Below are 20,117 nucleotides of genomic sequence, written 5' to 3'. Positions count from 1 at the left end.
TGGAGGCTACTAACGGGTAGCCCGGCGGGCAAGACATCCGCACCCCCGGGTTCGACGGGCCGTCAACGCGCCGTCCCCGGACTGCCTGTGGGTACGGTGTTGTCCCGGTTCGCCCCGTGGGACCACGGGACCGCCGATCGGGCAACCAATCGGCGAACAAGTGGACAACTCCGCGCCGGCCGGCAAAGAAAATGTGGGCCGTTCGTAGGGACTCGACAAAGAATCACCCGGGGCCGCTGACCGGGGGGACAGAGACCTTGGATACATGACGGGGTTACTGTGCAGTCGGGGATCCCCCTGACCTGGGGCGCCACAAGGGTTCTCGGGTGGTTCGGACCTCGCATCACACTCTGTGTGGGCAAGGTCACCACCGGGGAAGGGTCGAAAGGCCGTGTGGGCTGTCCCTAAACTCAGCTTGTTTCAAGGAGGGAGCCATCGTGCGCAAGGTGCTCATCGCCAACCGTGGCGAAATCGCTGTCCGCGTTGCTCGGGCCTGCCGGGACGCCGGGATCGCGAGCGTAGCCGTCTACGCCGATCCGGACCGGGACGCTCTGCACGTCCGCGCGGCCGACGAAGCTTTCGCGTTGGGCGGTGACACCCCGGCCGCGAGCTACCTGGACATCTCCAAGGTCCTCCAGGCCGCCGCCGACTCGGGTGCGGACGCCATCCACCCCGGATACGGCTTCCTGTCCGAGAACGCCGACTTCGCCCAGGCCGTGCTCGACGCCGGCCTGACCTGGATCGGTCCGCCGCCGCAGGCCATCCGTGACCTCGGCGACAAGGTGGCCGCCCGCCACATCGCCCAGCGCGCCGGCGCACCGCTGGTCGCCGGTACGCCGGACCCGGTCTCCGGGGCCGACGAGGTCGTCGCGTTCGCCAAGGAGCACGGCCTGCCGATCGCCATCAAGGCCGCCTTCGGCGGTGGCGGTCGCGGTCTGAAGGTCGCCCGCACCCTCGAAGAGGTGCCGGAGCTCTACGACTCCGCCGTCCGCGAGGCCGTCGCCGCCTTCGGCCGCGGCGAGTGCTTCGTCGAGCGCTACCTCGACAAGCCGCGCCACGTCGAGACCCAGTGCCTGGCCGACTCCCACGGCAACGTGGTCGTCGTGTCGACCCGTGACTGCTCCCTGCAGCGCCGCCACCAGAAGCTGGTGGAGGAGGCCCCGGCGCCGTTCCTGACCGAGGCTCAGAACGCGGAGCTGTACGCCGCCTCCAAGGCCATCCTGAAGGAAGCCGGCTACGTCGGCGCCGGCACCGTCGAGTTCCTCGTCTCCGCCGACGGCCTGATCTCCTTCCTGGAGGTCAACACCCGCCTGCAGGTCGAGCACCCGGTCACCGAAGAGGTCTCCGGCATCGACCTGGTCCGCGAGATGTTCCGCATCGCCGACGGCGAGGAGCTCGGCTACGGCGACCCGGTCCTGCGCGGCCACTCCATCGAGTTCCGCATCAACGGCGAGGACCCGGGCCGCGGCTTCCTCCCGGCCCCCGGCACGGTCACCAAGTTCAACGCCCCCTCCGGCCCGGGCGTCCGCCTGGACGCGGGCGTCGAGTCCGGCTCCGTGATCGGCCCGGCCTGGGACTCCCTCCTCGCCAAACTCATCGTCACCGGCGCCACCCGCGAGCAGGCCCTGCAGCGTGCGGCCCGCGCCCTGGCCGAGTTCGAGGTCGAGGGCATGGCCACGGCCATCCCGTTCCACCGCGCCGTCGTCGTCGACCCGGCGTTCGCCCCGACCGACGGCAGCCCCTTCACGGTCTTCACCCGCTGGATCGAGACCGAGTTCGTCAACGAGATCCCGGCGTTCACGGCTCCGGCCGCGGAGGACACCGAGGACGAGCCGGGCCGCGAGACGGTGGTCGTCGAGGTCGGCGGCAAGCGCCTGGAGGTCTCCCTCCCGTCCTCGCTGGGCATGACCCTGGCCCGCACGGCCGCCGCGGGCGGCGCCAAGCCGAAGCGCCGCGCGGCGAAGAAGTCCGGCCCGGCCGCCTCCGGCGACACCCTTGCCTCCCCGATGCAGGGCACGATCGTCAAGGTCGCGGTCGAGGAGGGCCAGCAGGTCAACGAGGGCGACCTGGTCGTCGTACTCGAAGCCATGAAGATGGAGCAGCCGCTCAACGCGCACCGCTCCGGCACCATCGTCGGCCTCACGGCCGAGGTCGGCGCCTCCGTCACCTCGGGCGCGACGATCTGCGAGATCAAGGACTGACGTCCGAGAACGCCTGAAACGCCGGCGGGGCTGGATGTTCCAGCCCCGCCGGCGTTCTGCTTCTCCGAGGTCGCTAGCGGCGGCGCATGTCGGCCACGCGGGCCCGCTCCGCCTGGGGCTCCGGCATCATGCCCGCGGCCCGCAGCTGCGCGGTCGGCCCGCCGCGCCTCTGCACCGGCAACGGCGAGTCGCGCCGCGGCCGACGCCCCATCATCCCGTCGCCGCCGGCGGCGGCGCCCGCCACGGTGATCTGGACGCCCTGGTCGGCGAGTGCCTGGAGTTCCGTCGCGGCCCGGTCGTCGTGCGGCGGGGGCTCGTCCGTGACCAGGCGGGTCATCACGTCCGTCGGCACGGTCTGGAACATGGTGTCCGTGCCGAGCTTCGTGTGGTCCGCGAGGACGACCACCTCGGCGGCCGCCTGCACCAGCGCCCGGTCCACGCTCGCGCTGAGCATGTTGGACGTCGACAGGCCGCGCTCGGCCGTCAGGCCGCTGCCCGAGAGGAACGCGCGGGAGACCCGGAGCCCCTGGAGGGACTGCTCGGCCCCGCTGCCGACGAGGGCGTAGTTGGACCCGCGCAGGGTGCCGCCGGTCATCACCACCTCCACCCGGTTCGCGTGGGCCAGGGCCTGGGCGACGAGCAGCGAGTTGGTGACGACGGTCAGCCCGGGCACCCGGGCGAGCCGGCGGGCCAGCTCCTGGGTCGTGGTGCCCGCGCCGACGACGACGGCCTCGCCCTCTTCCACGAGGGAGGCCGCGACATCGGCGATGGCGGTCTTCTCCGCCGTCGCGAGATGGGACTTTTGCGGAAAGCCGGACTCCCGCGTGAAACCGCCCGGCAAGACCGCACCGCCGTGTCGGCGGTCGAGGAGTCCTTCTGCCTCCAGTGCCCGCACGTCCCGCCGTACGGTCACTTCGGAGGTCTGGACGACGCGGGCGAGCTCCCGGAGCGATACCGCTCCGTTGGCCCGCACCATTTCGAGGATCAATTGGCGACGTTCTGCAGCGAACACGAAACTGACAGTAACCCCAACGACCGTCTGCTTTCAGCTCCTTGCGCCGAAATACCGAAGTTGTCCATATGCCAGGGCGACTAGTGGTATACGCGGCCCGATGTCTGGGTGAACGTCCGGCCACGCGACGGCGCACCGCCCCAACACCCTTCAGGTATGGGGCGGTTGGGCCCGATCAGGCCTCTCCGGCGGCCTTCCGCGTGTGCAGCTGGCGCGCCACCTCCGCGATCGAGCCCGACAGCGAGGGGTACACGGTGAACGCGTTTGCGATCTGCTCGACCGTCAGGTTGTTGTCCACGGCGATCGAAATGGGGTGGATGAGCTCGCTCGCGCGCGGGGAGACGACCACACCACCGACGACGATGCCGGTGCCCGGACGGCAGAACAGCTTCACGAAGCCGTCCCGGATGCCCTGCATCTTCGCGCGCGGGTTGCGCAGCAGCGGCAGCTTCACCACGCGGGCGTCGATCTTGCCGGCGTCCACGTCCGCCTGGGTGTAGCCGACGGTGGCGATCTCGGGGTCGGTGAAGACGTTCGAGGAGACCGTCTTGAGGTTCAGCGGGGCCACCGCGTCGCCGAGGAAGTGGTACATCGCGATGCGGCCCTGCATCGCCGCGACCGACGCGAGCGCGAAGATCCCGGTGACGTCGCCCGCCGCGTACACGCCGGGCGCGGAGGTGCGCGAGACCTTGTCGGTCCAGATGTGCCCGGAGTCCTTCAGCCGGACGCCGGACTCCTCCAGGTTCATGTTCCTGGTGTTGGGGATCGCGCCGACCGCCATCAGGCAGTGCGTACCGGTCAGCACGCGGCCGTCGGAGAGGGTGACCTCGACCCGGTCGCCCACCCGCTTGGCGGACTCGGCGCGGGAGCGGCCGACGACGTTCATGCCGCGGCGCCGGAAGACGTCCTCCAGGACGGCGGCGGCGTCCGGGTCCTCGCCGGGCAGCACGCGGTCGCGGGAGGACACGAGGGTCACCCGGGAGCCGAGGGCCTGGTAGGCGCCGGCGAACTCGGCGCCGGTCACACCGGAGCCGACCACGATGAGCTCCTCCGGGAGCTCGTCGAGGTCGTAGACCTGGGTCCAGTTCAGGATCCGCTCGCCGTCGGGCATGGCGTCCGGGATCTCGCGGGGGTGGCCGCCGGTCGCGATCAGCACGGCGTCGGCCGTCAGGATGGTCTCGGTGCCGTCGGCGGCGGTGACGATGACGTCGCGCGTGCCGTCGATGCCCTGCGGGCCGCCGAGCTTGCCCCGGCCGCGCACGACGCGGGCGCCGGCCCGGGTGACGGAGGCGGTGATGTCGTGCGACTGGGCGAGCGCGAGGCGCTTGACGCGCCGGTTCACCTTGCCGAGGTCCACGCCGACGACGCGCGCGGCCTGCTCGATGTGCGGGGTGTCGTCCGCGACGACGATGCCGAGCTCCTCGTACGACGAATCGAAGGTGGTCATCACCTCGGCGGTCGCGATCAGAGTCTTGGAGGGCACGCAGTCGGTCAGGACCGAGGCCCCGCCGAGGCCGTCGCAGTCCACGACGGTCACCTCCGCGCCGAGCTGGGCCCCTACCAGCGCAGCCTCATACCCGCCGGGTCCGCCGCCGATGATCACGATCCGGGTCACGAAAAGTCCGCCTCACGTCTACCCGGCCGGCTGCCGCCCCGGCCGGTGTTCCGGGGGGTCTCCCCGGGGGATGCATTCCGTGCCCCATTGTCCCGCACGGTTCAAGGTGCTTCGCGCCCGGTCCCGTCATCCGTGCGCCATCCGGGCACGCGGTCACGGCCACCCCTCCCGTACCCTCGACCTCATGTCGCTCTACGCCGCGTACGCCGGCAACCTCGACCCGCGGCTGATGACGCGCCGCGCACCCCATTCGCCGCTGCGCGGAACGGGCTGGATCAACGACTGGCGGCTGACCTTCGGCGGCGAGCAGATGGGCTGGGAGGGCGCTCTCGCCACGATCGTCGAGGCCCCGCGCCACCAGGTCTTCGTCGCCCTGTACGACATCGCGCCGCTCGACGAGGACTCGATGGACCGCTGGGAGGGCGTCGGGCTCGACATCTACCGCCGCATGCGGATCCGGGTGCACACCCTGGACGGCGAAGAGGCCGCCTGGTGCTACGTGCTCAACGGCTACGAGGGCGGCCTGCCCTCGGCGCGCTACCTCGGCGAGCTCGCCGACGCCGCCGAGTCCGCGGGCGCCCCGCACGACTACGTGATGGAACTCCGCAAGCGCCCCTGCTGACCCCCTGCGGGCCGCTCCCCCGCCACCGTCGGGGACGATTCGGCGGAAACGACAAGGCAACGATCCGAACACCGTGAGCTGTGCCATCTACGCGCGTAGGCCAGGAGCGGCTACGCTCGTCTGCGTGAACGCATCTGTTACCGACCCCTTCGCCGCCGCCGACGCCGCAGCCGCCCGCCTGCGCGAGCTGACCGGCGTCGAATCCCACGATGTCGCGCTCGTGATGGGCTCCGGCTGGGCCCCCGCCGCGGAGGCGCTCGGCGCCCCCGAATTCGAGTTCCCCGTCACCGAGCTGCCCGGATTCCCGCCGCCCGCCGTCGAGGGCCACGGCGGCAAGATCCGCTCGTACAAGATCGGCGACAAGCGCGCGCTGCTCTTCCTCGGCCGGACCCACTACTACGAGGGCCGCGGCGTCGCCGCCGTCGCCCACGGCGTGCGCACCGCCGTCGCCGCCGGCTGCAAGACCGTGGTCCTCACCAACGGCTGTGGCGGTCTGCGCGAGGGCATGAAGCCCGGCCAGCCCGTGCTGATCAGTGACCACCTCAACCTGACGGCCACCTCGCCCATCGTCGGCGCCAACTTCGTCGACCTGACGAACCTGTACTCGCCGAAGCTGCGCGCGATGTGCAAGGAGATCGACCCGAGCCTGGAAGAGGGCGTCTACGTCCAGTTCCCCGGCCCGCACTACGAGACCCCGGCCGAGATCAACATGATCCGCGTCATGGGCGCCGACCTGGTCGGCATGTCCACCGTGCTGGAGGCCATCGCGGCCCGTGAGGCCGGCGCCGACGTGCTGGGCATCTCCCTCGTCACCAACCTGGCGGCGGGCCTGTCCGGCGAGCCGCTGAACCACGAAGAGGTCCTCCAGGCCGGCCGCGACTCGGCCGCCCGCATGGGCACGCTGCTGACGCAGGTCCTCGCCCGCATCTGATCGACGTACGAGAGGTAAGGCGGAAGCAGTGCAGGAACACGACGACCTGATCACCCGGGCCCAGGCCTGGCTGGCGGAGGACCCGGACCCGGAGACGGCGGCCGAACTCGCGGCGCTCATCGACGCGGGCGACACCGCGGAGCTCGCGGACCGCTTCGCCGGCACCCTCCAGTTCGGCACCGCCGGACTGCGCGGTGAGATCGGCGCGGGCCCGATGCGGATGAACCGCAGCGTGGTCATCCGGGCCGCGGCGGGCCTCGCGGCCTACCTGAAGGCCCAGGGCCACGCCGGCGGCCTGGTCGTCGTCGGCTACGACGCCCGCTACAAGTCGGCGGACTTCGCCCGCGACACCGCCGCCGTGATGACCGGCGCCGGGCTGCGCGCCGCCGTCCTGCCCCGTCCGCTGCCGACGCCCGTCCTCGCGTACGCCATAAGGCACCTGGGCGCCGTCGCCGGCGTCGAGGTGACCGCGAGCCACAACCCTCCCCGGGACAACGGCTACAAGGTCTACCTCGGCGACGGCTCGCAGATCGTCTCGCCGGCGGACGCGGAGATCGCGGCGGAGATCGCCCGCGTCGACACGCTCGCCTCGGTCCCCCGGCCGGAGTCCGGCTGGGAGGAGCTCGGCGACGGGGTCCTGGAGGCCTACCTGGCCCGTACGGACGCCGTCCTGACCCCCGGGTCCGCCCGGGGCGTACGGACCGTCTACACGGCCATGCACGGCGTAGGCAAGGACGTCGTCCTGGCGGCCTTCGCCCGGGCCGGCTTCCCGGCCCCGGTGCTGGTGGCCGAGCAGGCCGAGCCGGACCCGGCCTTCCCGACGGTGGCCTTCCCCAACCCGGAGGAGCCGGGCGCGATGGACCTGGCCTTCGCCAAGGCGGCCGAGGTCAACCCGGACATCGTGATCGCCAACGACCCGGACGCGGACCGCTGCGCGGTGGCGGTCCCCACCGGGGACGGCTGGCGGATGCTGCGCGGCGACGAGGTCGGCGCGCTGCTGGCGGAGCACCTGGTCCACAAGGGCGCGCGGGGCGTCTTCGCGGAATCCATCGTCTCGTCCTCCCTCCTGGGCCGGATCGCGGAGGCCGCGGGCGTCGGCTACGAGGAGACCCTGACGGGCTTCAAGTGGATCGCCCGCGTCGAGGGCCTGCGCTACGGCTACGAGGAGGCGCTCGGCTACTGCGTGGACCCCGAGGGCGTCCGCGACAAGGACGGCGTCACCGCCGCCCTGCTGGTGGCGGAGCTGGCCTCGGAGCTCAAGGAGCAGGGCCGCACCCTGACCGACCTGCTGGACGACCTGGCGATGGCCCACGGGCTGCACGCCACCGACCAGCTGTCGGTCCGCGTCTCGGACCTGTCGGTGATCGCCTCGGCGATGGCCGCGCTGCGGGCGGAGCCGCCGGTGTCCCTGGCGGGGCTGCGGGTCGTCTCGGCGGAGGACCTGACGCAGGGCACGGAGAAGCTCCCGCCCACGGACGGTCTGCGCTACTACCTGGAGGGCGACTACAAGGCCCGGGTGATCGTCCGCCCCTCCGGCACGGAGCCGAAGCTGAAGTGCTACCTGGAGGTGGTCGTCCCGGTCGCCGAGGCCTCCGACCTCGCCTCGGCGCGCACCCGCGGCCAGGAGATCCTGGACGCGATCAAGAAGGACCTGGCCGCGGCGGCGGGCATCTGATCCGTCCGTCGGTCACGGGGCCGGGGCTTCGGCCCCGGCCCGGCCCGGTCCCGCCCCGTCCGGCGGGACCGGGCCTCCGTCGTTTCCGGCGGGGAGCCGGGGAAGCGGCCCGGCGCTGAGCCGGGGACGCGGCCCGCGCTGCGCCGTGCGGGCGGCGCGTCAGGAAGGGGAGGCCGAGGGGCGGACGATTTCGCCCAGCGTCGGGACCGATTCGGGACGCGTGCGCACCGCCTCCGTGCACTCCCAGGCCCGCGGCGGATCCTCGTCCGGTCCGCCCAGGACCACCGGGCCCGGCCCCGCCGACACCGCCTCGTTGCCCGCCAGCGTGCACACGACCTGCGACAGCGCCACCGGCGGCAGGTCCTCCGGCTTGCGGCTCAGCCGCACCGTGCCGGCCGGGTCGCCCGCGCGCGGCGCGGACACCGCGAGGCCGTCCGGGACCCCGGTCGTGAAGCCGGCGTCCCGCTCGTCCGCGCTCGGCGGCTGCTCCAGCGCTTCCAGCAGCGCCTGCGCGACGAGGCTGACGGGTTCCCGTACGGGCATCTTCTCGGGCACCGGGATCACTCGCTCCACGCCCACCAGCTGCGATCCGCAGACCAGTTCCACCGTGGCCCGGAAGCCCTGCACCCCGCTCTGCCCGGTGGGCGCCTGCGGGGTGTCGCACGACACGCGTGACGGCGCCGGTCCCACGTCCACCGGCACGGTCGTGGCCCTGATCCCACAGCCCGACGTCGCGAGCAGGGCGACCGCCACGAGCGGGACCGCCACGGCCGGCACCACCGGCAGGGCCCTACGCATCCAGGTCACCCGAGATCACCTTCCCCACGTCCACCGGCAGCCGCAGCGTGAACAGGGCCCCGCCCCCCGCCGCGTTGGCGGCGGTGATGTCGCCGCCGTGGATGTGCGCGTTCTCCACGGCGATCGACAGGCCCAGCCCGCTGCCGTCCGACTTCGGCCGCGACGCGCTCGCCTTGTAGAAGCGGTCGAAGACGTGCGGCAGGACCTCTTCGGGGATGCCCGGGCCGTTGTCCCGGACCGCGATGACCAGCCATGGCCCGTCCACCGTCACCGACACCCGCACCGGCGAGCCGCCGTGCTTGAGGGCGTTGCCGATCAGGTTGGCGAGGATGACGTCGAGGCGGCGCGGGTCGAGCCGGGCCACGATGTCCCGTTCGGCGTCGAGTTCGACCGCGTCGAGCCAGGCCCGCGCGTCGATGCAGGCCGTGGCCTGGTCGGCGACGTTGACGTCGTCCAGCACCAGCTTGGCCGTGCCCGCGTCGAAGCGGGTGACCTCCATCAGGTTCTCCACCAGGTCGTTCAGCCGCCGCGTCTCGCTGACGACCAGCGCCACCGCCGGCGCGATCATCGGGTCGAGGTCGTCGACCTCTTCCTCCAGCACCTCCGCCACCGCCGTCAACGCGGTCAGCGGAGTGCGCAGTTCATGGGACATGTCCGCGACGAAGCGCCGGCTGGACTCCTCCCGCGCGCTCATGTCGGCGACCTTCTTCTCCAGCGCCTCGGCCGTCTTGTTGAAGGTGTGCGACAGGTCGGCGAGTTCGTCCGTGCCGGACACGTCCAGCCGGTGGTCCAGCTCGCCCTCGCCGAGCCGCCGGGCCGCGTCTCCCAGCCGCTGCACGGGCTTGAGCACCGTACGGGCCGCGGCCTGCGCGAGCAGGGCGGAGCCGAGCAGCGCCAGACCGGTGGCGATCGTCAGCGACCAGGCGAGCGCGTTCAGGTCGTCCCGCTCCTGGGCGAGCGACTTGTACATGTAGCCGGTCGGCCCGCCGCCCACGATCCGGGTGCCGCCGACCAGGTACGGGTTGCCGTTCGGCTTCGTCCGCTGCCAGTACATGTGGTACTCGGCGTCGTTCGCCGCGGTCGTCTTCTGCTCGTCGTTCACGGCGTTGCGGAGGGACTTCGGCACGTCCTGCAGCCCGAAGGAGTCGGGGCCGGCCGCGCCGAACACCTGGCGATGGTCCTTGCGTTCGTGCACCAGCAGGACGCTGTAGCCGGGGCTGCTGCCCGCCATCAGCTCGGCGGTGCGCTGCATCTCCTCCGGCGTCGGGTCGGCGGGCAGCGCGGCGGCACGGTTCTGCATCTCCTGCCGGAAGTCGCCGAGCGCCGCGTCCTGGACGCGGGTGAGCACGGCCTCCCGGTTGAGCCAGTACGCGATCCCGGACGCGGAGACCGCGGCCGTCAGGGCGACCAGCGCGAAGACGATGAGGAGTCGCAGCCGCAGGCTGGTCCAGCGCCGGCCCGCGAGCAACGCGCGGATCACTGCGGGGAGTCCAGGCGGTAGCCGACACCCCGGACGGTACGGATCAGGGTGGGCGAGGACGGCACGTCCTCGACCTTGGCGCGCAGCCGCTGGACGCAGGCGTCGACGAGCCGCGAGTCACCGAGGTAGTCGTGCTCCCAGACCAGCCGCAGCAGCTGCTGGCGCGACAGCGCCTGGCCGGGCCTGCGGCTCAGTTCGAGCAGCAGCCGCAGCTCGGTCGGGGTGAGCTGGAGGTCCTCGCCGTTCTTGGTGACCGTCATGGCCGCGCGGTCGATGACCAGGGAGCCGAAGCTCGCCGAGTCGCTCGACTCGCGCTCGCCGCGGCGCAGGACGGCCCGGATGCGGGCGTCGAGGACCCGGCCCTGGACGGGCTTGACCACGTAGTCGTCGGCCCCGGACTCCAGGCCCACGACCACGTCGATGTCGTCGCTGCGCGCGGTGAGCAGGATGATCGGCAGCTGGTCGGTGCGCCGGATCCGCCGGCACACCTCGAAACCGTCGATCCCGGGCAGCATCACGTCCAGCACGATCAGATCCGGCCGCTGCTCGCGCAGCAGTTTCAGGCCGTCCTCGCCCGTCGCCGCGGTGGCCACACGGTGGCCCTGGCGAGACAGGGAGAGCTCGAGGGCCGTGCGGATGGCGTCGTCGTCCTCGATCAGCAACAGGAAAGGCACGGGCTCATTCTGTCCCACCGACAGTCGGGAGTTCGACCGTCGGGCGGAGGCGATCGCACGGAAGTCGCTGTGACAGGGCTGTGACAGTCGACGGACACCCCGGTTAAGTCGGCGGGGCAGTCTTCTACCAACGCACAACGGACCGAAGCAGAGACACTCCACGACGGGGGGCGCGAGATGAACACGCTGCACAGCACCAACACCAGCGCGGTTGTCACGCGGCTGCACGATGTGAACCGCCGGGCGGGTGTCCGTACGGTGGCGGTCGCCCGTCCCCGGCCGGCCCACGTCGTAGCCATTGACGCAAACCAGTACCAGGCGGTTCCCGCCCAGCACACGCCGTCCTCCACCTCGGAGGCGGAGTTCACGGCCTACGTCCAGGAGCGGCGGGCCGCCCTGTACGCGACGGCCTTCCACCTCACCGGCGACCGCTACGAGGCCGAGGACCTGCTGCAGAGCGCGCTGTTCTCCACGTACCGCGCCTGGGACCGGATCAGCGACAAGGCGGCCGTCGGCGGTTACCTGCGGCGCACGATGACCAACCTGCACATCAGCGCGTGGCGTCGGCGGAAGCTGAACGAGTACCCGACGGAGGAGCTGCCGGAGACGGCCTCCGACACGGACGCGATGCGCGGTACGGAGCTGCGCGCGGTCCTGTGGCAGGCGCTGACCCGGATCCCGGAGCCGCAGCGCACGATGCTGGTGCTGCGCTACTACGAGGGCCGTACGGACCCGGAGATCGCGGAGATCCTCGGGATCAGCGTCGGCACGGTGAAGTCGAGCATCTGGCGCTCGCTGCGCCGCCTGCGGGAGGACGAGGCGCTGAGCTTCGGCCGTGACGAGGCGGAGTCCTTCGAGGAGCTCGTCGCGTAACGCGGCGCACACAGACCATCGGGCCAGGGGGGCCCGTCCTGCGGGGGTGGGACGGGGGCCGCGGGGGGAAAAGGCGGGATCAAGCGGCCGGGGGTCCGCCTGATCCCGCCTTTTCGCATGCCCGGGGCCGGGCCCCGGCCAGGCCGTCTCTTCCGGATCCTGCCTCGCCCGCGCCGCCCGGCACGATCCGAAAGAGACGGCCTAGACCGGAGTGGGGGCGTGGCGGTGGCGGCCGGCGGCGGCCGCTGCGAGCCGGCCGAGGGCCTCGTCGCGGCCGCACGCGTGCGCGCCCAGCGCGATGTGGCGCGCCACGATGCCCCGCTCCGCCCGCATCAGCCGCAGACCGCGCCGCAGCAGGAACAGGGCCGACTTGCGGCCCTCGCGCAGGTCGCGCGCCAGCCGGCGGCGGAAGGTGGTGGACGGCCGCCCGCGCAGGCAGATGGCGTCGGCGAGCAGTCCCAGCTCCTGGCACCGGACGGCGATGTCCGCGGCGAAGATGCCCTCCGCGATGAAGAGCGGCGTCCGCGAGATGTCCAGCGACTCCGCCCCGGTCCGCGAGGACGTCGCGATGTCGTACACCGGGACGTCGGTGCGGCCCACCGCGCACAGCGCCTCGATCGCCGCGACGGCGGCGTCCGCGTCCCACGACAGCGGGGAGTCCCAGTCGATGTCCGAACTGCCCTCGACCAGCGGGAGGGTCGGGTCGTCCGCCTCCTTGTAGAAGTCGTCCAGACGCAGCACGGGCAGACCCGAACGGGCCGCCAGCGAGGACTTTCCGGACCCCGAGGGTCCGGTCAGCAGCACGACACGCGTAGGCAAAGGAGAGGAGGAGCTCACGGAACACAAGTGTGAACCATTCCCCCGCTCAGGGGATGCCTCCGGTGACCGGTTGGTATCGAGGATCACACCTCCACTACGCTGCGTGCGCGTACGACTACGGCGCACTACATTTAGACGAGCACAGGGCGGGAACTCCCATGGCACGCCACGCAGCAGCCTCCTCCGCAAGCAGCCGGCTCCGTTCCGCGGGCCTGACGGTCTCGATGGCGGGCGCCGCGCTCGCCCTGGCCGCGGGGGGTGCCCAGGCCGGTGAACTCGACGTACCGGCCGCTCTGGCGGGGGTCACCGACCCGATCGCGAACCTCAAGGTGAACCCGCTCGCCCACACCGGCGTGGACCCGCTGGACAACGGCGTGGCCACGCAGGTCGCGGACTTCCCCGCCGTCGGCACCGGCATGGTCACCGGCGTGCTGACCCAGGGGCCGTCCGTCGGCGAGCTGCCCACCGCCGCGGTCTCCTCGCTGCTCGGCCCGGTGCTCCCCAAGAAGTAGGGGGCGGGTGCGCGGGTACGCGAAGGCCCCGGCAGCGCGGGGGACGCTGCCGGGGCCGGTCTCGTACGGGCGCGGGTCTAGTAGGACGAGCCGCCCGAGCCCAGCGACCCCGTCGGGTGCCAGACCGTCTTGATCTCCAGGAACGCCGTCATGCGCGACGTGCCCGGGTCGGCGCTCCAGTCGTCCACAGGCTGTGGACGCAGGACGCGCTTGAGGTTGTCGGCCGCCGCGATCTCCAGCTCCTTGGCCAGCGCCGCGTCGGCTCCGGCCAGGTCGATCGCGTTGACGTCCTGGTGGGACGCCAGGTGCGGGCCCATCTCGGCGGCCTTGCCGGACAGGAGGTTGACCACGCCGCCGGGCAGGTCGGAGGTGGCGAGCACCTCGCCCAGGGAGAGGGCCGGCAGCGGGGACTTCTCGGAGGTGATCACGACCGCCGTGTTGCCGGTCGCGATGACCGGGGCGATCACGGAGATCAGGCCCAGGAAGGACGAGTCCTGGGGGGCGATCACGGTCACGACACCGGTCGGCTCCGGGGTGGAGAGGTTGAAGAACGGGCCCGCGACCGGGTTGGCCCCGCCCACGATCTGGCCGATCTTGTCGGTCCAGCCCGCGTACCAGACCCAGCGGTCGATGGCGGCGTCCACGACGGCACCGGCCTTCGACTTGGACAGGCCCTCGGCCTCGCCGACCTCGCGGACGAACTGCTCGCGGCGGCCCTCCAGCATCTCGGCGACGCGGTAGAGGATCTGGCCGCGGTTGTACGCGGTCGCGCCCGACCAGCCGCCGAAGGCCTTGCGGGCCGCGACGACCGCGTCCCGGGCGTCCTTGCGGGAGGACAGCGGCGCGTTGGCCAGCCAGTTGCCCTTCGAGTCGCTCACCTCGTACACCCGGCCGCTCTCGGAGCGGGGGAACTTGCCCCCGACGTACAGCTTGTAGGTCTTGAAGACGCTCAGACGCGCCGACGACGACTCAGACATCGAGGTAGCCCTCCAGGCCGTGGCGGCCGCCCTCGCGGCCGAAGCCCGACTCCTTGTAGCCGCCGAAGGGCGAGGTCGGGTCGAACTTGTTGAACGTGTTGGCCCAGACGACGCCCGCGCGGAGCTTGTTCGCGACCGCGAGGATGCGGCTGCCCTTCTCCGTCCAGATGCCGGCGGAGAGGCCGTACTGGCTGTTGTTGGCCTTCGCGACGGCCTCGTCGGGCGTGCGGAAGGTCAGCACGGACAGCACCGGGCCGAAGATCTCGTCGCGGGCGACGGTGTGCGCCTGGGTGACGTTCGTGAAGAGCGTCGGGGCGAACCAGTAGCCGGCGGACGGCAGCTCGCACGCCGGGGACCAGCGCTCGGCGCCCTCGGCCTCGCCGGTCTCCGCGAGCGCGGTGATCCGGGCGAGCTGCTCGGCGGAGTTGATCGCGCCGATGTCGGTGTTCTTGTCGAGCGGGTCGCCCAGGCGCAGCGTGGAGAGGCGGCGCTTGAGGGAGTCCAGCAGCTCGTCGTGGATCGACTCCTGGACCAGCAGGCGCGAGCCCGCGCAGCAGACCTGGCCCTGGTTGAAGAAGATGCCGCCCACGATGCCCTCGACGGCCTGGTCGATGGGGGCGTCGTCGAAGACGATGTTGGCGCCCTTGCCGCCCAGCTCCAGGGTGACCTTCTTGTCGGTGCCGGCGACGTGGCGGGCGATCTTCTTGCCCACCGCGGTCGAGCCGGTGAAGGCGACCTTGTTGACGTCGGGGTGCTCGACGAGGGCCGCGCCCGCGTCGCCGTACCCGGTGAGGATGTTCACGACGCCCTTGGGCAGGCCCGCCTGGCGGCAGATGTCCGCGAAGAACAGCGCCGAGAGGGGGGTGGTCTCCGCCGGCTTCAGCACGACCGTGTTGCCGGTGGCGAGCGCCGGGGCGATCTTCCACGCGAGCATCAGGAGCGGGAAGTTCCAGGGGATGACCTGGCCGGCCACGCCCAGCGGACGCGGGTTGGCCCCGTAGCCGGCGTGGTCGAGCTTGTCGGCCCAGCCCGCGTAGTAGAAGAAGTGCGCGGCGACGAGCGGGAGGTCCGCGTCGCGGGTCTCCTTGATCGGCTTGCCGTTGTCCAGGGTCTCCAGGACGGCGAGCTCGCGGCTGCGCTCCTGGATGATCCGGGCGATGCGGAAGAGGTACTTGGCGCGCTCGGAGCCGGGCAGCGCGGACCACTTCTCGAAGGCCTTGCGGGCGGCCTTGACGGCGCGGTCCACGTCGGCGGCACCGGCCTGGGCGACCTCGGCGAGGACCTCCTCGGACGACGGCGAGACGGTCTTGAAGACCCTGCCGTCGGCGGCGTCGGTGAACTCCCCGTCGATGAAGAGCCCGTAGGAGGGGGCGATGTCGACGACCGAGCGGGACTCGGGAGCCGGTGCGTACTCGAATACAGATGCCATGGTGATCAGTCCACCGTCACGTAGTCGGGACCGGAGTAACGGCCGGTGCTCAGCTTCTGGCGCTGCATCAACAGGTCGTTGAGCAGGCTGGAGGCGCCGAAGCGGAACCAGTGGTTGCTCAGCCAGTCCTCGCCCACGGTCTCGTTGACCAGGACCAGGAACTTGATCGCGTCCTTGGTGGTGCGGATGCCGCCGGCCGGCTTCACGCCGATCTGGATTCCAGTCTGCTCCCGGAAGTCGCGGACGGCTTCGAGCATGAGCAGGGTGTTCGCGGGGGTGGCGTTGACGCCCACCTTGCCCGTCGACGTCTTGATGAAGTCGGCGCCCGCGAGCATGCCGATCCAGGAGGCGCGGCGGATGTTGTCGTAGGTCGACAGCTCGCCGGTCTCGAAGATGACCTTGAGGCGGGCGGCGGTGCCGTCGGGGCGGACGCAGGCCTCCTTGATCGCCTTGATCAGCTCGTACGTCTCCAGGTAGCGGCCGGCGAGGAAGGCGCCACGGTCGATGACCATGTCGATCTCGTCGGCGCCGGCGGCGACGGCGTCACGGGTGTCCGCGAGCTTGACGGGCAGCGCGGCGCGGCCGGCCGGGAAGGCGGTGGCGACGGAGGCGACCTTGACGTCGGCTCCGTTCAGCGCGGCCTTGGCGGTGGCCACCATGTCGGGGTAGACGCAGACCGCGGCGGTCATGGGCGTCGTACGGTCGGTCGGATCGGGGTTGACGGCCTTGGCGGAGAGCGCCCGGACCTTGCCCGGGGTGTCCGCGCCTTCGAGCGTCGTCAGGTCGATCATCGAGATGGCCAGGTCGATGGCGTACGCCTTGGCCGTCGTCTTGATCGAACGGGTGCCGAGGGAGGCCGCGCGGGCCTCCAGGCCGACAGTGTCGACGCCGGGCAGCCCGTGCAGGAAGCGGCGCAGCGCACTGTCGGACGTCGTCACGTCAGCGAATGCGGTGAGGGTGGTGGGCATGGTCACCACATGAGCATATCTACGCGCGTAGCGACCTGTCACCCCCACCCTCCGATTCATTCGGAACCAAAGGCCCCGCTTATCGCCCCCCGGCCGAGAACGGGAGCGCGTGCGCGGCCCCCGGCGGCAGTCCCTTTTCGGGGGATCCACCATGGAATGAGCACCTCCGTTCCGACACGCGTTCGCCCGTTACGCGCCCATGACAGGAGGCGGATCGTCCGCCCGCACCAGATCCATAGATTTGTCCTCAGCAGCCCGCCACACCTGACCCGGTGACCCAGACCGACCAGACTCGACGCGGCATGCGACTCTCCTCCGTTCTCCTCGCCCACGCCTCAAGGAGTCGTTATGCGTACCGCCCTCCGCACCTCGATAGTCACCGTCGCCCTCGCCGGCGCGGTGCTCGTCCCGACCGCCGGCGCCGCGTTCGCCGCGCCCGCCACGGCCCCGCAGCCGGCCGCGGCGTCGGACAACAGCCGCTACGAGGGCGAGCCCGTCTACGTCGGCGAGGGCCTGGTCGCGGTGCTGCGCAACAAGGAGGAGGGCCCCGAGGCCTGGATCCGCGAGGTCGGCCCCGACTGGAAGCCCGGCGACACCTACATGGTCCACGTCGTGACGAAGCTGGACCGGACCCTGCCCCACGACAAGGCCAAGGGCCTGGACCTCGAACTCACCAAGGCCGCGAGCGCCCACCCCGTGCTCGTCGTCACCGCCGCGGACGGCGGCGCCAAGTCCTACCCGCTGCCCGCCGGCGAGGCGAGCACGGACTGCCGGGTCGGTCCGGTCGGGCAGGCGATCGGCGCGGGCATGACGGCCGAGCTGTACGTCTCCGAGCTGGGCCCGAAGGTGGTCCTCCTGGAGGCCGGCGACGGCGGCCGCGGCTTCGACCAGCTGGACCGCACCCACCCCTCGCTGCCCGAGTCCGCGGGCATCATCGCCCGGATCGTGAACCCGAGCGGTGCCAAGCCCGTCTTCGAGTGGAAGACGCAGGGCGGCAACGACACGGTCGGCCGGGTCGCGTTCCCCGCGTTCCCGAAGGGCTGCAAGCCGAGCTACGCGTTCACCGACGACAAGCCGGTGACGAAGCCCTCCACCCCCGCGCCCACCGCCACCCCCGCTCCGGTCAGGCCGCAGACCGCGGGCCAGACGTCGGTGGTCCCGAAGGGCCCGGTGGCCGCCGGCGCCGAGCTCCCGGTCGCGACCGGTTCGGACACCGCCGACACCGCCGACACCGCCACCCTGGCGGCCGGCGGCGGCCTGATCGCCGCCTTCGGCGCCCTGGTCGCCGGCGTGGTCCTGCGCCGCCGCGCCGCCCGGGGCTGACGTCCCCTCGTCACCTCCCTCCTGCCCTCCCCCGGCGGGCCACCCACCCGGTGGCCCGCCGACCGCCGTCTCCGGAGCACTTCATGGCCCACCGCGCGCGCCCGCTGCTCGCCGCCGTCCTCCTCGCCGCCGCCCTGACCGGCTGCGCCACGGCCCCCTCCACCGCACCCGCGCCCCGGGCGGGCGCCCGGAGCGCCTCCGCGTCCGCCGCCCCGCCCTCGATCTCGCCCGCCACCGCCGCCCCCGCCCCGGTGGCGTCCGCCCCGCTGCCCGCCTCCCCGCCCGTACGCGTACGGATCCCCGCGGCCGGTGTGGACGCCTCACCGCTGCTGGGGCTGGGTCTGGCCGCCGACGGCAGCGTGGAGGTGCCCTCCGTGGCCGACGGCGACAAGATCGGCTGGTACACGAAGGGCGTCACCCCGGGCGAGACCGGGCCGGCCGTGCTGATCGGCCACTTCGACACCGCGCGCGGCCCGGCCGTGCTGAAGGACGTCGCCCGCGTGCGCGTCGGCGAGGAGATCACGGTCTCGCGGGCGGACGGCAGCGCAGCCGTCTTCCGTGTCCGCGAGCTGGAGCAGGTGGCCAAGAAGGCGTTCCCGACCGCCAAGGTGTACGGCGACACCACCCGCCCGGAGCTGCGCGTCATCACCTGCGGCGGGGAGATCACCGACGGCCACCGGCCCGACAACATCATCCTGTACGCCGATCTCGTGGGCTGAGAGGGTGTGGGGCAGAATCGACCCCATGAGCAGCCAGCAGCAGCCGACCGATGAGCCGGTCTACGAGGACCGGGTCTACCGCTCCACCATGGGCGTCGTCTCGGGGGTCCTGCTGCTCGCGCTGACGGCGTGGCTCTGCGGTGACGCCCTGCTGCGCGGTTCGGGGAACACCCCGTGGATCGCGCTGGCGGTGGCCCTGTGCGCCGTCCCGCTGATCGTGGCGTTCACGGTCCGCCCGGCCGTCTTCGCCAACGACGACCGGATGCGCGTGCGCAACCCCTTCCGGATCATCGAGCTGCCCTGGGCGGCCGTGGACGCGGTACGCGCCGGCTACTCGGCGGAGGTGCTGGCCGAGGGGTCGAAGTACCAGCTGTGGTCCGTGCCCGTCTCGCTGCGCGAGCGCAAGAAGGCGAACCGGCAGCGGCTGCGCTACGAGGGGCTGCGGGACCGGGAGCAGCGCGGCGCGGGCGAGAAGCCCCGGATGCCCGCCGAGCCGATGCGGGCCGGTGCGGACCGGATCGTGGACGAGCTGCAGCGGCTGGCCGAACGCGGCGCCGAGCGGGCCGGTGCCCAGGGCGGCGTGCGCGTGCGCTGGTCGTACGAGATCATCGCGCCCGCCGTGGTCGGCGCGCTGGCGCTGATCGTCCTCATCGCCCTCCGCTGACCTGCCCGCGGCGGCGCCGGGTGCTCCCGGCCACACCCCCCGTCAGGGCGGAACCGGCCCTACCGGGTGGCGCGTCCTCGCAGGTGTGCAGCGTCTTGAGGCCGGCGGCAGCGCCGCCACCGCCACCGCGATCCCTCTCCGTCTCCGACTCCTGGCCGGGGTCCTGCTCGCCGCCCATCTCCTGGTCGTCGGCTGGCTGACCCTGCGGGCCCTCGACGTGCCGTGGGCCGCGGCCGCCAATCTGACCCCCCTGGAGGGGATCCGGGCGGACCTCGCCTACGGGCCGCTGGAGGCCGCGCGGCGGATCGGTGAGGGCCTGGCCCTGCTGGCCCCGCTGGGGGTGCTGCTGCCCCTGGTCAACGGGAGGCTCGCGCTGTCGACGCTGTCCGCGTGGTCCTCGACGGCCCGGACCGCGGCGGCGGGCGCGCTGGTCTCGCTGAGCATCGAGATGCTCCAGACCGCCGTGCCGGGCCAGGTCGTCGACGTGGACTCGGTGCTGCTGAACACCGCCGGTGTGCTGCTCGCGCACGTGGCCGTCGTACCGGCGCTGCGGGCCCGGCTGCGGCGTTCCCACAGCCGTTCCCACACGCGCTCACACACCGTTTATCAGGGGACCACCCCGAAGATTTCCAGGGTCGGGCTCGGCCCCTGGACCGACGTTCTGTCGGCGGTCCAGCGGGAGTATTGAGTCATCGCGAGACCGTAGCGGTCTTCACTACCGCGATCCCGACGAAGGAGATTCCCAATGATGCTGTCAAGCCGCAGTGACGGGCTCTTGAGAGCCGTCTCATGCCGCTGTGGCGGCGGGGATCGGAGCGGTCGCTT

At 72.2% G+C, this 20,117-nt stretch carries 19 protein-coding genes; 10 read left to right on the top strand and 9 right to left on the bottom strand.

Features of this window, described 5'->3' with window-relative positions; all coding sequences use genetic code 11:
* The first annotated feature begins 437 nt into the window (after positions 1–437).
* Positions 438–2,201 (top strand): acetyl/propionyl/methylcrotonyl-CoA carboxylase subunit alpha, encoded by a 1,764-nt coding sequence (locus ACFYP3_RS31860; protein WP_388840164.1) that lies wholly within the window; start codon positions 438–440, stop codon positions 2,199–2,201.
* Between the two features lie 73 nt (positions 2,202–2,274).
* Here ACFYP3_RS31860 and ACFYP3_RS31855 read toward each other — a convergent pair whose 3' ends face one another.
* Positions 2,275–3,213, bottom strand: a complete 939-nt coding sequence (locus tag ACFYP3_RS31855) for a DeoR/GlpR family DNA-binding transcription regulator (RefSeq protein WP_388840162.1) — start codon at positions 3,211–3,213, stop codon at positions 2,275–2,277.
* A 175-nt stretch (positions 3,214–3,388) separates the two neighbouring features.
* Positions 3,389–4,828: an NAD(P)H-quinone dehydrogenase gene (locus ACFYP3_RS31850; RefSeq protein WP_362852092.1), complete on the bottom strand. Its 1,440-nt coding sequence runs from the start codon at positions 4,826–4,828 to the stop codon at positions 3,389–3,391.
* A gap of 184 nt (positions 4,829–5,012) precedes the next feature.
* On the opposite strand from ACFYP3_RS31850, the gene ACFYP3_RS31845 reads away from it, so the two are divergent.
* The 3 genes from ACFYP3_RS31845 (at position 5,013) to ACFYP3_RS31835 (ending at position 8,056) form a co-directional block, all read left to right on the top strand.
* Complete coding sequence (locus tag ACFYP3_RS31845; RefSeq protein ID WP_030290800.1) at positions 5,013–5,450, top strand: gamma-glutamylcyclotransferase; 438 nt, start codon at positions 5,013–5,015, stop codon at positions 5,448–5,450.
* A 124-nt stretch (positions 5,451–5,574) separates the two neighbouring features.
* Positions 5,575–6,381, top strand: coding sequence for a purine-nucleoside phosphorylase (locus tag ACFYP3_RS31840; RefSeq protein ID WP_030714268.1), 807 nt, complete (start codon positions 5,575–5,577; stop codon positions 6,379–6,381).
* Positions 6,382–6,409: 28 nt separating this feature from the next.
* Complete coding sequence (locus tag ACFYP3_RS31835; RefSeq protein ID WP_388840158.1) at positions 6,410–8,056, top strand: phospho-sugar mutase; 1,647 nt, start codon at positions 6,410–6,412, stop codon at positions 8,054–8,056.
* A 159-nt stretch (positions 8,057–8,215) separates the two neighbouring features.
* Here ACFYP3_RS31835 and ACFYP3_RS31830 read toward each other — a convergent pair whose 3' ends face one another.
* The 3 genes from ACFYP3_RS31830 to afsQ1 are packed head-to-tail and all read right to left on the bottom strand — an operon-like array spanning position 8,216 to position 11,008.
* The gene (locus ACFYP3_RS31830; RefSeq protein ID WP_388840238.1) at positions 8,216–8,854 is read right to left on the bottom strand and encodes a hypothetical protein; all 639 of its coding nucleotides are present in this window, start codon (positions 8,852–8,854) and stop codon (positions 8,216–8,218) included.
* Positions 8,847–10,334, bottom strand: coding sequence for an ATP-binding protein (locus ACFYP3_RS31825; protein WP_388840155.1), 1,488 nt, complete (start codon positions 10,332–10,334; stop codon positions 8,847–8,849). The genes ACFYP3_RS31830 and ACFYP3_RS31825 overlap by 8 nt, the downstream gene beginning before the upstream one ends.
* Positions 10,331–11,008, bottom strand: coding sequence for a two-component system response regulator AfsQ1 (gene afsQ1, locus ACFYP3_RS31820; protein WP_063754818.1), 678 nt, complete (start codon positions 11,006–11,008; stop codon positions 10,331–10,333). Before afsQ1 ends, ACFYP3_RS31825 begins: the two co-directional genes overlap by 4 nt.
* A 177-nt stretch (positions 11,009–11,185) precedes the next feature.
* On the opposite strand from afsQ1, the gene ACFYP3_RS31815 reads away from it, so the two are divergent.
* Positions 11,186–11,881 carry a SigE family RNA polymerase sigma factor gene (locus tag ACFYP3_RS31815; protein ID WP_030714274.1) on the top strand — a complete coding sequence of 232 codons (696 nt, stop codon included), beginning with the start codon at positions 11,186–11,188 and terminating at the stop codon, positions 11,879–11,881.
* Between the two features lie 201 nt (positions 11,882–12,082).
* Here the strand turns inward: ACFYP3_RS31815 and ACFYP3_RS31810 are convergent, their stop codons facing one another.
* Complete coding sequence (locus ACFYP3_RS31810; RefSeq protein WP_388840235.1) at positions 12,083–12,784, bottom strand: uridine kinase; 702 nt, start codon at positions 12,782–12,784, stop codon at positions 12,083–12,085.
* A gap of 74 nt (positions 12,785–12,858) precedes the next feature.
* Between ACFYP3_RS31810 and ACFYP3_RS31805 the strand changes: the two genes are divergently transcribed.
* Positions 12,859–13,212 (top strand): hypothetical protein, encoded by a 354-nt coding sequence (locus ACFYP3_RS31805; RefSeq protein ID WP_388840151.1) that lies wholly within the window; start codon positions 12,859–12,861, stop codon positions 13,210–13,212.
* A 77-nt stretch (positions 13,213–13,289) separates the two neighbouring features.
* Here ACFYP3_RS31805 and ACFYP3_RS31800 read toward each other — a convergent pair whose 3' ends face one another.
* The 3 genes from ACFYP3_RS31800 to deoC are packed head-to-tail and all read right to left on the bottom strand — an operon-like array spanning position 13,290 to position 16,586.
* On the bottom strand, positions 13,290–14,189 hold the full coding sequence (locus ACFYP3_RS31800; RefSeq protein ID WP_388840148.1) for an aldehyde dehydrogenase family protein: 900 nt from the start codon (positions 14,187–14,189) through the stop codon (positions 13,290–13,292).
* A complete protein-coding gene (locus ACFYP3_RS31795) occupies positions 14,182–15,618 on the bottom strand; it encodes an aldehyde dehydrogenase family protein (RefSeq protein ID WP_388840145.1) in 1,437 nt (478 codons plus the stop codon). Before ACFYP3_RS31795 ends, ACFYP3_RS31800 begins: the two co-directional genes overlap by 8 nt.
* 5 nt (positions 15,619–15,623) lie before the next feature.
* On the bottom strand, positions 15,624–16,586 hold the full coding sequence (deoC, locus tag ACFYP3_RS31790) for a deoxyribose-phosphate aldolase (protein WP_030714293.1): 963 nt from the start codon (positions 16,584–16,586) through the stop codon (positions 15,624–15,626).
* Between the two features lie 348 nt (positions 16,587–16,934).
* On the opposite strand from deoC, the gene ACFYP3_RS31785 reads away from it, so the two are divergent.
* The 4 genes from ACFYP3_RS31785 (at position 16,935) to ACFYP3_RS31770 (ending at position 19,980) form a co-directional block, all read left to right on the top strand.
* Entirely contained in the window at positions 16,935–17,909 is a 975-nt protein-coding gene (locus ACFYP3_RS31785; protein ID WP_388840142.1) for a hypothetical protein, read from the top strand.
* An 83-nt stretch (positions 17,910–17,992) separates the two neighbouring features.
* On the top strand, positions 17,993–18,628 hold the full coding sequence (locus ACFYP3_RS31780; RefSeq protein ID WP_388840140.1) for a class F sortase: 636 nt from the start codon (positions 17,993–17,995) through the stop codon (positions 18,626–18,628).
* Between the two features lie 25 nt (positions 18,629–18,653).
* Positions 18,654–19,292 (top strand): PH domain-containing protein, encoded by a 639-nt coding sequence (locus ACFYP3_RS31775; RefSeq protein ID WP_388840137.1) that lies wholly within the window; start codon positions 18,654–18,656, stop codon positions 19,290–19,292.
* Between the two features lie 85 nt (positions 19,293–19,377).
* Complete coding sequence (locus ACFYP3_RS31770) at positions 19,378–19,980, top strand: VanZ family protein (protein ID WP_388840134.1); 603 nt, start codon at positions 19,378–19,380, stop codon at positions 19,978–19,980.
* The last annotated feature ends 137 nt before the right edge of the window (positions 19,981–20,117 follow it).

This window comes from Streptomyces sp. NPDC005533 (assembly GCF_042871845.1).
In the GTDB taxonomy this organism is placed as follows: domain Bacteria; phylum Actinomycetota; class Actinomycetes; order Streptomycetales; family Streptomycetaceae; genus Streptomyces.
Note: the sequence above shows the minus strand (reverse complement) of the source record. Positions and strands in the feature narration are given on the sequence as shown.